The sequence below is a fragment of the Johannesbaptistia floridana genome, from assembly GCF_057440575.1.
This window is the reverse complement of sequence record NZ_JALKVM010000211.1, coordinates 1-14,107: the sequence shown is the minus strand read 5'-3', so window position 1 is coordinate 14,107 and position 14,107 is coordinate 1. Positions and strand designations below refer to the sequence as shown.

The 14,107-nt window shown below is 37.8% G+C and carries 15 protein-coding genes and 1 pseudogene; 10 read left to right on the top strand and 6 right to left on the bottom strand.

Annotated features, from left to right (window positions below):
• The 5 genes and pseudogenes from MW688_RS13815 to murD form a co-directional block, all read left to right on the top strand.
• A pseudogene (locus MW688_RS13815) lies at positions 1–239 on the top strand (hypothetical protein); the annotation flags it as partial.
• Between the two features lie 144 nt (positions 240–383).
• Positions 384–2,438 carry a ribonuclease E gene (rne, locus tag MW688_RS13810; RefSeq protein WP_486736594.1) on the top strand — a complete coding sequence of 685 codons (2,055 nt, stop codon included), beginning with the start codon at positions 384–386 and terminating at the stop codon, positions 2,436–2,438.
• 198 nt (positions 2,439–2,636) lie between these two features.
• Positions 2,637–2,846 carry a photosystem I reaction center subunit IV gene (locus MW688_RS13805; protein WP_486736593.1) on the top strand — a complete coding sequence of 70 codons (210 nt, stop codon included), beginning with the start codon at positions 2,637–2,639 and terminating at the stop codon, positions 2,844–2,846.
• Position 2,847: 1 nt separating this feature from the next.
• Positions 2,848–3,699, top strand: a complete 852-nt coding sequence (locus MW688_RS13800; RefSeq protein WP_486736592.1) for a DNA-formamidopyrimidine glycosylase — start codon at positions 2,848–2,850, stop codon at positions 3,697–3,699.
• Between the two features lie 16 nt (positions 3,700–3,715).
• Complete coding sequence (gene murD, locus MW688_RS13795; RefSeq protein WP_486736591.1) at positions 3,716–5,062, top strand: UDP-N-acetylmuramoyl-L-alanine--D-glutamate ligase; 1,347 nt, start codon at positions 3,716–3,718, stop codon at positions 5,060–5,062.
• 91 nt (positions 5,063–5,153) lie between these two features.
• Here murD and MW688_RS13790 read toward each other — a convergent pair whose 3' ends face one another.
• From MW688_RS13790 to MW688_RS13770, 5 genes are all read right to left on the bottom strand, one after another.
• The gene (locus MW688_RS13790) at positions 5,154–5,435 is read right to left on the bottom strand and encodes a hypothetical protein (protein WP_486736590.1); all 282 of its coding nucleotides are present in this window, start codon (positions 5,433–5,435) and stop codon (positions 5,154–5,156) included.
• Positions 5,436–6,065: 630 nt separating this feature from the next.
• Positions 6,066–6,749, bottom strand: coding sequence for an HAD family hydrolase (locus MW688_RS13785; protein ID WP_486736589.1), 684 nt, complete (start codon positions 6,747–6,749; stop codon positions 6,066–6,068).
• Between the two features lie 12 nt (positions 6,750–6,761).
• A complete protein-coding gene (gene thiO / locus MW688_RS13780) occupies positions 6,762–8,702 on the bottom strand; it encodes a glycine oxidase ThiO (RefSeq protein ID WP_486736588.1) in 1,941 nt (646 codons plus the stop codon).
• Between the two features lie 9 nt (positions 8,703–8,711).
• Positions 8,712–9,149 (bottom strand): DUF4079 domain-containing protein, encoded by a 438-nt coding sequence (locus tag MW688_RS13775; protein WP_486736587.1) that lies wholly within the window; start codon positions 9,147–9,149, stop codon positions 8,712–8,714.
• 139 nt (positions 9,150–9,288) lie between these two features.
• The gene (locus tag MW688_RS13770; protein ID WP_486736586.1) at positions 9,289–9,672 is read right to left on the bottom strand and encodes a DUF1830 domain-containing protein; all 384 of its coding nucleotides are present in this window, start codon (positions 9,670–9,672) and stop codon (positions 9,289–9,291) included.
• 669 nt (positions 9,673–10,341) lie between these two features.
• On the opposite strand from MW688_RS13770, the gene MW688_RS13765 reads away from it, so the two are divergent.
• From MW688_RS13765 to MW688_RS13745, 5 genes are all read left to right on the top strand, one after another.
• Positions 10,342–11,727, top strand: coding sequence for a DICT sensory domain-containing protein (locus tag MW688_RS13765; RefSeq protein WP_486736585.1), 1,386 nt, complete (start codon positions 10,342–10,344; stop codon positions 11,725–11,727).
• Between the two features lie 20 nt (positions 11,728–11,747).
• Positions 11,748–12,380 carry a pentapeptide repeat-containing protein gene (locus MW688_RS13760; protein WP_486736584.1) on the top strand — a complete coding sequence of 211 codons (633 nt, stop codon included), beginning with the start codon at positions 11,748–11,750 and terminating at the stop codon, positions 12,378–12,380.
• Between the two features lie 18 nt (positions 12,381–12,398).
• Positions 12,399–13,145, top strand: coding sequence for a hypothetical protein (locus MW688_RS13755; protein ID WP_486736583.1), 747 nt, complete (start codon positions 12,399–12,401; stop codon positions 13,143–13,145).
• 250 nt (positions 13,146–13,395) lie between these two features.
• Positions 13,396–13,608: a hypothetical protein gene (locus MW688_RS13750; RefSeq protein ID WP_486736582.1), complete on the top strand. Its 213-nt coding sequence runs from the start codon at positions 13,396–13,398 to the stop codon at positions 13,606–13,608.
• 69 nt (positions 13,609–13,677) lie between these two features.
• Complete coding sequence (locus tag MW688_RS13745) at positions 13,678–13,839, top strand: type II toxin-antitoxin system VapC family toxin (RefSeq protein WP_486736581.1); 162 nt, start codon at positions 13,678–13,680, stop codon at positions 13,837–13,839.
• 88 nt (positions 13,840–13,927) lie between these two features.
• On the opposite strand, the gene MW688_RS13740 is transcribed toward MW688_RS13745, so the two are convergent.
• Positions 13,928–14,071, bottom strand: coding sequence for a CsbD family protein (locus MW688_RS13740; protein WP_486736595.1), 144 nt, complete (start codon positions 14,069–14,071; stop codon positions 13,928–13,930).
• Positions 14,072–14,107: the final 36 nt, after the last annotated feature.

Genomic DNA, 14,107 nt, shown 5'->3' with positions numbered 1-14,107 from the left:
TTGGATTACGATACGGTGACAAAGTTATGGCTGAGAAAGCAGGAAAAACTTACATTGGATGGGTTGGAGGTTTTACTGATGCTAAGGCAAAAAATATTAGCGTTTACGACCACAATTGGCAGCGAATTGGGCAATTTTCTCTCAAGAAAGTTATGTTAATTCGTAGGTCTAATAAACGTAAGCGTTGTTTAAATTACGGGCGACTAAAGTCGTCGGTTCGCCTTTCCTCCCCGCACTAAAGTTACGGGGATTCCAGGCTTTCAATTACTTCTGTTGAAAAGAAAAGCGAACAGCTCATGAAAAGAAACAGATTTTACCCAAGAATCACAAAAATAACTTCTCAACACACACAAGATTTTTAAGGAAATTTTTGAGGAAATTGCATGGCCAAACAAATTATTATCGCGGAACAACATCAAATCGCCGCTGTTTTTTCCGACGATCAAATCGAAGAACTAGTAGTAGCGGCAGGTAATCAACAAGTAAGTGATATTTATTTAGGGTTAGTAGAAAATGTAATTCCAGGAATTGATGCAGCCTTTGTAAATATAGGGGATGCCGAAAGAAATGGTTTTATTCACGTCACAGATTTAGGACCACTGCGCTTGAAAAAAACGGCAGGAGCGATTACCGAACTATTGACACCTCAACAAAAGGTTCTAGTACAGGTAATGAAAGAGCCCACAGGCAACAAGGGACCGAGGTTAACAGGAAATATTAGCTTACCAGGACGTTATTTAGTATTAATGCCCTACGGAAAAGGAGTTAATTTATCAAGAAGAATTAAAAATGAAAATGAGCGAAGTAGACTGAGGGCATTAGCAATTCTCATCAAACCTGCGGGGATGGGGTTACTAGTGAGAACAGAAGCAGATGGAAAAGCAGAAGAAGCCATCATGGAAGACTTAGAAACACTGATGAGTCAATGGGAATATATTCAACAACAAGGAAATAATAGTAAACCACCAGCCCTATTAAATCGAGACGACGACTTTATTCAAAAAGTATTGCGAGATTTATATACAGCAGAAGTTAACCGTATCGTTGTCGATTCCCAAGCAGGATTTAAAAGAGTCAGACAAAACTTAATGAACTGGAGTGGAGGTCGTCCTCCTGAAGGAGTATTGATTGACCATCATCAAGACAATCAATCTATATTAGACTACTTCCGAATCAATGCCGCTATCAAAGAAGCTTTAAAACCGAGAGTAGACCTCCCCTCAGGCGGTTATATTATTATTCAACCCACAGAAGCTTTAACAGTAATAGATGTCAACTCTGGTTCTTTTACCCGTTCAGCCACATCACGAGAAACTGTCCTTTGGACTAACAACGAGGCGGCTACAGAAATAGCTCGTCAACTGCGACTGCGAAACATCGGGGGAGTGATTATCGTTGATTTTATCGATATGGACTCTAGAAAAGACCAACTTAAATTGATAGAGCACTTTACCAAAACTCTGAAATCAGACAAAGCTAGACCTCAAATTGCTCAACTATCAGAATTAGGTTTAGTAGAACTAACCCGTAAACGCCAAGGTAAGAATATTTATGAACTCTTTGGTCAAACCTGTAGTAGTTGTGGTGGTTTAGGTTATTTAGCTCATCTGCCTGGTATTTCTGAAGCTCAATGTTTAGAAAATCAGCTACCTCCAGTGTCAACGGCAGGGGTTGCCCTGGTGAATAAACCACCAGAAAAATCTACACCTCAGGCCCCGATTTTAGCCGAAACTAGCCCAGAAATTGTTGATGAAGATAATAATCAATCTTCCTCTGTAGAATTCATCAATCACCCAGATTATCAAGAAACCGCAATAGGTTCTAACAATATTCGCCGTCGTCGTCGTCGTAGACCTGGAGAAGAAGAATTAAGCATTAACAATAATAATGCTCAAATTAATGAAAAAGAACAAGAAAATAACAATAACACTCCTAAACCCAAAGACAGAGGAGTCTCCCTACGCACAGCTAGACGTGAAGACACTAAAGTCGAAAAAGTCAACATAGAAATGACTCCACTAGAACAGGAAGTTTATGCCCTAATGGGTATTTCTCCCCTAGTTCGTTTAGAAGAAGAATTTTCTAACCCACAATCAGTAATTATTCAGGTAACAGAACCTCAAGACTCAGTACCCGTAGAAACCACTGAAACTACTTCTTCAGGGGAAACAGATTCTCAACCTCAACTGGAAATAGAACTTAAAACTGAAGATAAAACTGAAGATGACTGGGAAGAATCACTCCCTGAACAAGCATTCCCTGAAGAAGCAGAAGTTAAGGTGACTACTCCAGAAGATGAAATACAATTAGATTATGCAGAAAGCGATAGTGAGGAAAATAATTTTGACGAAGGCGATGAGGATATTGATGAAAGCGATGAAAATCGTCCAATTATCCGACGACGTAAACGACGCTCTTCAGCAACAGAAACAACTTAATTACCTCAGTATATTTAGTGACACAGGCAAAAGGGAACAAAAAGTAACCAATTACTACGCTTTTCCTTTATCTAATGAGTCGTCTTAATAAATCTTAAACTCACAAACCCCAGATCTAATAGTACCCTTGAAAAAGAGCTTAAAAATCTCTGTTGAACTCAAAATCAAAAACCATCAAAAAAAGTAAGGAAAAAACTTATGGCAATAGAACGTGGGTCAAAAGTTAGAATACTACGAAAAGAATCTTATTGGTATAAAGATGTTGGTACAGTAGCCAGCATCGATAAAAGCGGTATTCGCTATCCAGTGATTGTACGATTTAACAAAGTTAACTACAGTGGCTATAGCGGTAGCGCCAGTGGCATAAATACCAATAACTTCGCTCTAGAAGAATTAGAAGAAGCATAACTTGCCTGAACTTCCAGAAGTAGAAACAGTCCGGGTTGGCCTTAATCGCTTAACCACTGGAAGGTTAATTTGTGGGGGAGAAGTGTTACTTGAACGGACACTTGCCTATCCCCCTTGTTTAAAAGAGTTTTGGCAAGGAATTACAGGCACAAAAATAGTCTCCTGGCAAAGACGCGGTAAATATCTCCTAGCTAAATTGCAAAGTAATCAAGAAGAATCAGCAGGTTGGTTAGGAGTACATCTAAGAATGACAGGTCAATTACTCTGGGTGGATCAAAACAGTAACCTACACAAACATACTCGTTTACGTTGGTTTTTTGCGGAAGGAAAAGAACTACGTTTCGTAGATACCAGAACCTTTGGCAAGGTTTGGTGGGTACCAAACTCAGTAGAACTGAATACCATAATTACTGGATTAGAAAAACTAGGTCCCGAACCTCTCAGTTCAGATTTCTCAATCGATTATTTAGCAACAAAACTAGCCTACAGTCAACGCAAAATTAAAACACTACTTTTAGATCAAAGTGTCGTCGCAGGTCTAGGTAATATTTATGCCGATGAAGCTTTATTTAAAAGCGGCATTAAACCAGAAAAAACAGCATCAACTCTCCAATTACCAGAAATAACTAAACTACATCAAGCAATAAAACAAGTGTTAACTGATAGCATAGCCCAAGGTGGTACAACTTTTAGCGATTTTGTTAACGTAGTAGGAATTAATGGTAATTACGGTAAAATGGCTTGGGTATATAGACGCGAAGGACAACCTTGTAGAGTTTGTGGCACCATAATCAAAAAATTGAAATTAGCAGGAAGATCAGCTCACTTTTGTCCTCAATGCCAAAAAAACTGAAAAAAATACAAAAAGAATGCAAACAGCTTATGTGATTGGATTGGGAAAATCTGGTAAGGCAGCAGCCCTTCTCCTACAAAAACAGGGTTGGCAAGTAATCGTGAGCGATCGCTCAACGGCTGAGCATTTATACCCAGCTAAACAAAATTTAGAAAACCAAGGGATAATAGTAAAATTAGGAACAATGCCTAGCCTTGAAACTAACTTGCCTCAATTGATTGTGGTAAGTCCCGGCGTTCCCTGGGATATACCTTGGTTAGTAGCAGCACGCGATCGCCATATTGATACCATCGGAGAATTAGAACTAGCTTGGCGTTCTTTACCAGGAATTCCCTGGATAGGGGTCACAGGAACTAACGGTAAAACTACCACCACAGCTCTAATTGCTGATATTTTCGCTACCGCCAACATTAATGCTCCTGCCTGTGGTAATATCGGTTATGCCGCCTGTGAATTAGCTCTTTCTCAAATACCTGAGTGGGTAATCGCAGAAATAAGTAGTTTTCAAATCGAATCATCCCAAGCACTAGCACCCAAAATTGGTGTCTGGACCACTTTCACACCGGATCATCTTAATCGTCACTATACTTTAGACAATTACTATCAAACTAAAGCCAGTTTACTGAGACGTTGTGAACAGAAAATTTTTAATGGTGATGACCCTTATTTGCGCCAAGTTGGTAACAGCGACTGGAAAGATGCCTGTTGGACCAGTATTCAAGGAAAAGATAACTTGATAAGTTCACCCCTTGAGAGTGTATATGTAGAAAACAATCAAGTCATAGCCTTTGGGAAACCCATTCTTCCCCTCAGTTGCTGGAAAATTATTGGCGCCCATAATCTACAAAATTTACTTATGGCCGTAGCTGTAGCTTCTCTAGCCAAGATTGAACCAGAAGTAATTAAAACAGCCGTAAGTAACTTTTCTGGTGTTCCCCACCGCTTAGAATCTATTTGTACAATTAAAAATATTAACTTTGTTAATGATAGTAAGGCTACTAACTATGATGCGGCTACTGTAGCTTTAGTCTCCATTAAAGCTCCCCTCATTCTCATCGCTGGGGGAACAGCAAAAATTGGTGAAGATCGCTCCTGGTTAGAAATGATTAAGCAAAAAGTTGTCTATGTTTTATTAATTGGTGAGGCTGCTTCTACTTTAGCCAACCGTCTCAGTCAGTTTGGCTATGAAAATTACGAAATTGTTAACACTATGGATAGAGCTGTCGAAAAAGCTCTCGAATTAGCTCTACTCAAACAAGTAAGCTTTGTTTTATTATCACCTGCTTGTGCTAGTTTCGACCAGTATCGTAGCTTTGAAGAACGTGGCGATCACTTTCGTCAACTCTGTCTTAATTTAAGCTAAGCTTTGCTAGACAAAAAGTAATTACAAGTATTTCAATTCTCCTCGCTTTTTTAAGAGCGAGGATAAGTTAAAAAACTATAAATTGATATTCTTATAAAACTATTGCCTTTGAGGGTAATTCTACTTCTGATTCAACTTTTGGCTTTGTTTGATCTACTTTGTTGATTTCTGGCTTGCAAAATGAATTTTCTAACAGAACAATATCCTGCAATTTTTCCCAAGTAGTTGTAAAGGCAGGAACAGCTAAAGAGCATGAGCTCCAGTTACTTTGAACAAGTACACCTAGCTGAGAACACATACCGCCTCTTCTTCCTTCCGGACGGTAGTAGTGGCAACAACGGCAAGCAGAAGTCAATGAGTTAGAGGATTTCATAGGATTTTTAAATGTAGGTTTTAACAGTTGATCAATAATGGTGAGTTAGCCATCTTTTCTCTTTAATAATTATCCCCTATTAGTTTAGATTTACTTAAGGGTTAAACCCTATATGCTCTCTACTTTTCGTTGATCCCCTTCCTTTATTTATTTTTATATTCTTTTAATTATTACTTAACAAAGCTATACAGATAATGATTATTCACTTTAATTTTCTCAAACTCAGTATTTTTACATAATTTATAATTTAAAGATAAAATAGTTGGGGATCAATCTTAAGATAGATGGTTTTGCCAAAAAAGCTTTGATAAAAATATATAAACTTTTTTATGATTGAGCAATTTATATCATCCCCAAATAATTAGGGTCTGCTGAAAAAAATAAGTTTATTTGTTAAATTAGTTACAATAAAATGCTTTCTTCACATTTTCCTCTTTTCCTTCTACCTTCTAATATCAAGTCCGTTTAATTAGTTATATTGTTCCCGTCAGGCGGGGGTCGCACCACTATTCCCTGTTTTTGAAGTTCCCTGTTCGGGAGTTCCCTGAATCCGTTAACCTTTGTACCTCAGTAGACTAAAAAACGCTATATTATGAGATATTGATGCAAATACTTAAAAACCCTACTAAATTAAATAAGAATGCCGAGTTGAGTCAAAAAAATATCAGGTTCAGGCAAATTAGGAATCGCCCACCAAGGATTATGCTTAGTTAATTCAGCTAGGGAATAGGATCCAGTAGCTACAGCGATCGCCCTAGCGCCGATGGCTTGACAACACATAATATCGTGGGGGGTATCGCCAATTACGTATACCCTCTCTAAATCCACCTCTCCCGCTATTGTTCGGGAAAGATTCAGGGCATATTCGGCGATCGCCGCCCTTTCTAATCCGTGATCAGCAAAGCCCCCATGAGTGAAGTAACTATTTAAGCCGTAGTAAGTTAATTTTGCCTGGGCCCCTTTCTCTATATTCCCTGTAAGTAACAATGACGTTACATGGGGAAAAGACTTAAGTCGATCTAAAATTTCTTTTACCCCTGTTAATACACGTCCTTGGCGACGGGGTAAACTTTTAGGCAAGTAACTGGCATATAAATCCAAAAGTTGATTAATTTTGCTGGATTCTGGTTCAACTCCTGCGGCTTCAAGAATACCAGCAGCAATGAGGCGATCAGTTAATCCTGCCGTGGGTAGATTGGTCAAATCAAGTTTTTTCCCTGTCACCTCTTTTGCTGCATCTTCTAGGGCAAAAATCCCTGCTCGACTGGTAGTGAGGAGGGTACCATCAATATCCCAAAATAAGATAGTTCGCATGATCAATTTACACTAACTAACTGTACCAGTCACAGGGGAACTAGCGGTAGCATAGTTTTTAACGGGGATACGTCCGGCTAAATAGGCTAAACGGCCCGCCACTGTGGCCATTCCCATAGCTTGAGCCATAGCTGGGGGGTTTTTAGCCAAGGCGATCGCACTGTTAATCAACAGGGCATCTGCTCCCATTTCCATAGAGAAACTTGCCTCACTAGGGGCGCCGATTCCGGCATCTACTACTACAGGAATTTTTGCTTGTTCGATAATTATGGCGATGTTGGCGCTATTGCGAACCCCTTGACCGGAGCCGATTGGAGACCCCAGGGGCATTACGGTAGCGCATCCTACTTCTTCTAGGCGCTTAGCTAAGATTGGATCGGCATTTATATAAGGTAAAACAGCGAACCCTTCTTTTACTAATTGTTCTGCTGCTTCTAGAGTACCAATCGGATCTGGCAACAGATATTTAGGATCTGGGATTACTTCTAACTTGACAAAATTATTATCTTCTTGTCCCAATAGTTTGGCCATTTCTCTGCCTAGACGAGCGACTCTGACTGCTTCTGCTGCGGTTTGACAACCTGCCGTGTTGGGAAGCATCCAAATTTTGCTCCAATCAATAGCTTCTGCTAACCCCTCATGACCGGGGGCTTGAGTTTGGACTCTGCGCACTGCTACTGTTACTATTTCACAACCACTTGCTGCTATACTTTGCTGCATAGCTTCAATACTGGGATATTTCCCTGTTCCTGTCATCAGACGTGAATTAAAGCGTTTGCCTGCAATAATTAAGCTATCGTCTGCTAGTTGTTTAGGTCCAGAATTACTTACTGAAGGTTGAACGGAAGGAATTAAGGCCGTCATAGGTTTAGTTGGGGTTAATGATTGACGAATAAAGCGATCGTAACTAAAATTTTCTAAGATTGGGTCTGATTTTCCCTCTAATATTAGGTTAGAGAGTAATGATGCTGTTACTGGTGCTAGTAAAATACCATTGCGATAATGACCCGTTGCTAAAATTAGGTTATCACAGTTACTGTATCCTAAAATTGGTAGCTCATCTGGGGTAGTTGGTCTAAAACCCCACCAAAAACTCTCTATTGCCCAATCTTCTAACTCTGGATACAGACTAGTAGCTTTGTTTAGTAGGGTTTTTATCCCTGATGGGGTATTATGGGGCTGATAACCTACTTTTTCACTGGTTGCTCCAATCACTAAGCGACCATCTTGGCGAGGTACTAGATAAATTTGTGGTCCATATAGTACTCTTTGCAGGGGTAATTCTCCCTTTTTCGGCATCTCAAGAGCCAGCATTTGGCCTTTGATGGGATGAATAGGCACGGGCAATATTTGACTAGACCAGGATCCTGCTGCTAAAACATAAGTTTGAGCGTAGAAATCCCCTATATTAGTATTTACACTCTCTACCTTTCCTTGTTTTTGGACAATTGCTTTGACCGTTACCCCTGATTCTATCTCTATATCTAGATTTTCTGCTGCTTTGATTAAAGCTGGATATAGGCACTGGGGATCAACTTGTCCATCTTCGGGATACCACCAACCTCCCACTACTTCTTCTCCTATACCTGGTTGAATTAGGTTAATCGCTTGTTTGTCTAACCATAAATTCTCACTATCTCTCTGACTAGGTTGAGAAAATGTCGGCGCTATCAATCCACAGGGCCAATATCCTGTGTCTATATTGGTGATATCTTCTATTTTTCTGATCCATTCTGGATATAACCACCGGGATTTTTTGGCTAATTCTGCCATACTTTTCGGTGATAATTCTTCTGCATCGGGAGCTAACATTCCCGCTGCTGCTAATGTCGCGACTTCTGTCGTGTTTCGAGTTAAAACTTTTACAGTAGCGCCACGTAATTTTATGTCTATGGCGATCGCCAAGCCTATAATGCCACCGCCTATAATTAATACTTCAGTTGTTTTTTGCATAATTTATTTTTAGGGTAAATATTTTTGCACAACATTCCACCCTGTTAAGGATACAAATATAAACGCCAATAGAAGCATAGTGTTTATTGTTATATGTAGCGATCGCGCTTCTGGATTTTTCGGACTTATTTGGCTACCACTTATTCCTGACAATAACACTAATAATACTACTATTAATCCTGCTACTAGGTGAGGTGAGTGTCCTAACTCCCCATAATACCCTATAGTTCCTACTAACCCTATTGTTAACAGTATCAATACTAACACAATCATCGTTGATCCTGTTAGATAATGTAAGGGTCTCAACCACTTTGGACGTGGTTCTTTTTTTACTCGCTTTCTATACATCCAGTATCCACTTATCGATAGTATTAGGTAAGCTATACTTACTAATCCCATCGACCATGCTGCTATTTTCCATAGCCACAGAAAAGAAGGTAGATCCAAAACTTTATTTATCTTAATTTCTCTAATTTTAGATCTATAATATCATCTCTAACCAGTAGCTTTGTCCTAGATAATAAAACCTACACTCCATCTCAATGAAAGAGTGTAGGTGCTTTTATAAGTTGTTTTATATTTTTTGTTAAGCTGAGACTACTAATTTGCTTCCCAATTGCACTGTTTTATTTTCTCGATTTTGTGTTGAAGATAATTCAATTTTTTTTTCCTCTTCTTTTCCCTCGGTTGTGTTTTGGCTACTACCTGTAGCTGTCTCTTCTATTCTTAAACGATCACAAGGTATAGTATCTGATAGTATAGCACTCGCCATCATCCCACAATGAACTTCTAATAAAGCTTCTGAATAACTTTCAAAGACTAAACGTTGTCCTGGAAAAACTACTCTTTCAAAATACCAGTTTTCTATATTCGTAATACGAACTATTTGAACCTTACTACTGGCATTGACATAACAACAGAGTATAGAATCTTTTTTTGTGGTTAGAACAGGATCGATGATCTGGGCCATGATTTTTAAGACAGTTATTTACTAAATTTTCTCTTGACACTTTTAGTTTAGCACTAGTTGATCCCCGACCATTGTAAACAGTAATACAGGATGACCATTTATTTGTAAAATATCTATCTAAAGGTATATTAAATTTCTTGAGCCACTACGCCATTTAACTGATTATCTCCCTAATTTTTCTATTAATTTATATATTATTTTTATTTTTAGAATATTATTCCTTAGACTGAGAGCAAAGCACGAGTACTATTGTACTAATTTAGCGGTCTTAAATAAGAAGAAAAGGGGGAACAGGGAACAGCGGTGGGACAAGATCGCCGATTCCCGGCGAATGCTCACCTTTGACAGGGAACTACCGAACAGTGGGAATTATCAGTTTTTTTAGAGAATTTGATAATATATAGTTTAAATGCGTATTAGCCTAGACAGATTAAGTTAAAGTAAAGTTATGTGAATAAAGTTCTCATAATTTTGTGAAAAGAGGTTAAGATCCACAATTACTAGATCTAAGCTAGATTGTGTCTGAGTAACCTATTTCTGTTTACATAAGCAAAAGTTATCAAATATAAACCATAAAAAAGAAGAAAGAGGGGAAAATATAAAATTAAGCCTAATATATACCCCTAACCTAATAGAAAGCTAAACTAAACTCTGTTTATATTTAAAGAAATGTTAAAAAATTCAATTTTAGAAAGACTTAACAGTCACTACCAAGAAGAAAAAAAACCATTAAACTTAGGAGTTTACTATAAAAACACTTTAGTTGCTCTGTGTCACGCATTAGAAGACTATATTTTAGAATACGTTGGTCAACCCCTGATAATATCGGCTTTTCAACAAGGTAAATGGTATCTACAAGAAGCCAATCGCTACGGAGAACTAGCCAATAAATCAGACAGCATAGTTATTTTAGCAGCAAAAGAGACAGGTTTTAAAGAACATCCGACTAGTCAAAGATCTAATGTTTCCATAGTAAGTTTAGATGAATCAGACCCAGTAGCTCAAGAATGGCATCTAATGATACTATCGCCTAGTTATAGTGCGATGGTGTTGTGTCAAGAACTTTCTGATGAAGACTATGGAAAACAGGGAAAACCTATCCAAGATATGGAACGCAAATTCTATGGTTTTTGGACTTTTGAACCAGAGTTAGTCATAAAAACTATGTATCTAACGGCGAATCATCTTGAAAAAATGAATCCTGATTTAGCTAAGAGTATAGAGCAAAAAATTAGAGGGATAGAAACCAATCAAGAGACTGATCAAGAGACTGATAAGGATCATATCAGTTCAGTAGTGTCGAAAGTACTAACTTATTTAGAAAATAGCCAACAGGATTTGCTGATTACACCAGTAGATGAAAAAGGAAACATTTTCAGTAAAGCATTAGATAACAATCTCTCATCGAACAAAGTACAAGCTTTTCTAAGAATGGCTCAAATTATTGACCAAGCAAATCCAGATAATAATCAAGCAGCCACAGAAGTAGCAAGTTTAGCTGAAGCAATGGGACAATTATTGGATTTACCAGGTTGGCAAGTTAAACGTTTACGTCTAGCAGGGTTATTACACCGCTTGCCACCCCTGCAAATATTTAGCACTGGTCAAAAAGGAAAAAATCCAGTACAAAAGTCAATAAGTAAACAAGCAGATTCCTTACCGAAATCCTCAGTATTGAGAATTATGCCGCAACTAGAGGCGATCACCAAAATTATTACTTACAAAAGTGAACATTGGGACGGGAGTGGCGGTCCAGAGGGACTAAGTTATGATAATATTCCTCTAGAATCAAGAATTTTGACAGTGGCAGCAGACTTTCAAAAATACTTAAACAAATATCGTCATCAGAAAGCAGATAACTCACCAAGTAGAGCCTTACAAGATTGTCAAGAACAAGTGGGTATTATTTATGATCCTAAATTAATACAAGCTCTAGAACTATTAGTATTGGCAATGCAGCAAGGTATGAGTTTACCAGCATTTCAGCCGAAAATAGCTTCAGGGATGTGGCTACTAGAAGAAAATGAACAATCAGTTACAAAAGAACTGGTATAAAAAAATTAAAGACAAAAAAGATGGATTTAGAAAAAATTCGCAGTGGTAAAATACCAGAACTTAGTGGTGTTAACTTAGAGGATGAGGACCTTTCTGGCGCTCATTTAGAGGCAGTGAATCTCTCGGGTGCTATCTTAATTGGAGTTGATTTAGCTAATGCCAATCTCAAGGGTGCTTGTTTAGATGGGGCAACTTTAGTGGGGTCTAATTGTAGTTTATCAGATTTACGAGCTAATTGTCTGGGTAGTAATTTTATGCAGGCAGATCTCACCAGGGCAGATTTACGAGGGAGTAACTTTAGAGGCGCTAATTTGATGGGGGCTCAATTAGTACAAGCTTCTTTCGCAGGGGCTTTTCTGAGTGGTGCTAATTTAACAGGAGCAAATCTACAAGGGGCAGATTTACGCTCTGTAGACTTAAGAGGGGCTAATTTAAATAATGCTAATTTAGCTGGCGCTAATCTATGTCAAGCTGATTTACAAGGGGCTGTCTTAATTGAAGCGAATTTGGAAGAAGCAGACTTAAGAGGCGCTAACTTAGCGGGCGCTAATTTTACAGGTGCTAATCTACTCTGTGCCGAGTTAGAAGGGGTACGTTTAGATGGTACTAATTGGCAAAAAGCTTGTTTAATTGGCACAATAGCTGACAAATAGACAGTATAATTACTTGTGGTGAAGACATCAACAAACTATTGCCGCAAAAAGTCTGTGAGTAAAAAACTATTTCCCTGGAGAAACCTCCTGGTTAGTCCAAAACTGAATCAAAGTCGTCAACTATATTATTGCTTGTTTGCGATCGCCTTTTTACTTTGCTGGAATTGGCCCTTGCTGTTAGCAACCCTTACTTTTTCTGCTACCATGCAGCTTATCTATCGCTGTTTTAATTGGAATTGGGAAAATATCTTTCAGTATTGGCGAAAACTCCCTGAAGGTGAGTCCCGTAAATTTACTCTTGCTGTTTTCATTGGGGGATTAGCTTCACTAGCAGTTTATATAGTTAGTTATATTTTTGTTAGTATTGATAATTTTTGGTTAGCATTGGGCATAATTCTCCAAGGGGGAATTAGTTTACTTACTTGTTTATTATTAGCAGGACAATTATTACTACTACGCCGAGATAAAAATAATTCTCAAATTGATCAGTGGCTTGGAGATTTAACGGCAGTTGAGCCTCTGAAACGCCTGATTGCCGTAAAAAGGTTAATTAGCTTAGTGGAGAAAAACCGTTTGAGTCAAGGGGAAATCGAAGAGTTAACAGAATATTTTCGTTTAATGCTTTCTTATGAAACCGATTCTTTAGTTAAATCAGCAATTGTTACTGGATTTAAAGGTAAATTAAACCTTAAAAATTATCCTCCCTTAAAAATACCTATTGAACTTCAATCTCGACCTATTTCTTTGTATAAAATAGAAGAATAAATATACGAAAAAATTGTGATTATATTTCAACTATTGTGTTATGAGATAATCATCACTTTACTTGTTAGTAATATTGTAGGTTAGTAGGAAATAAGATCTATGAAAAACTCTTATCTATCAATTAGAGTAATACTTATATCAAGTGTAATTTTTGTTGGTTTTTTAAATACAAATTATATAAAGTCCATTAATCACAACTATGCTATTATGCTATAATAAGTATCAGTGTTAATTTATATTTCAAGTTTTTATGACTTCTCGGCAAATCGAAGAATATCCCCAAACATTAGAAGTACGAGTCGCAACATTGGAAAAAGAACTGGCACAAATAAAGCAGATTCTCAATGAATCTATCAAGAAAAAAGAACCTTGGTGGTTACAAGTGGCTGGTAGTTTTGAAAATGATTCTACCTTTGATGAAGCTGTTCGCCTAGGACAAGAATGGCGTAGATCTGCTCAATAGTTTGCCAAGCTTAACAAATGTACATTTTAGATACAGATCATCTTAGCCTTATTCAACTCCACGGCCGCTTTGGAATATCAACGTTTACGGAAAGCTTATCCTCGTCTCGGCAGTATGGATTTAAAGATTGCAGCGATCGCCTTGACTCTAAATGCTATTTTACTTACCTGTAATCAATCAGATTTTGGACAAATTTTAGAGCTACGTCTAGAAAATTGGGCAATACCTTAACAATAGTATAAATCCAAGTCCTTATTAAAGTAAAGAACTCAGATTCAAAAAACTAGCTAGTTAAAAAACTTATGGGAAAAACCTATTATTAGGAATTTTTCAGCTCTTCTTTGGTGTTTTCCACTGCATGTTCTGCTTTAGCTTCAGCTTGTTTGACTTTTCCTTCAGCTTTATCTTCAGGATCGCCAGTTACTTCAGCCATGGTTTCTTGAGCTTTACCGCTTCTAAAAATCTACTCAAATTTACTCAAACAGCAAAATAAGACAGA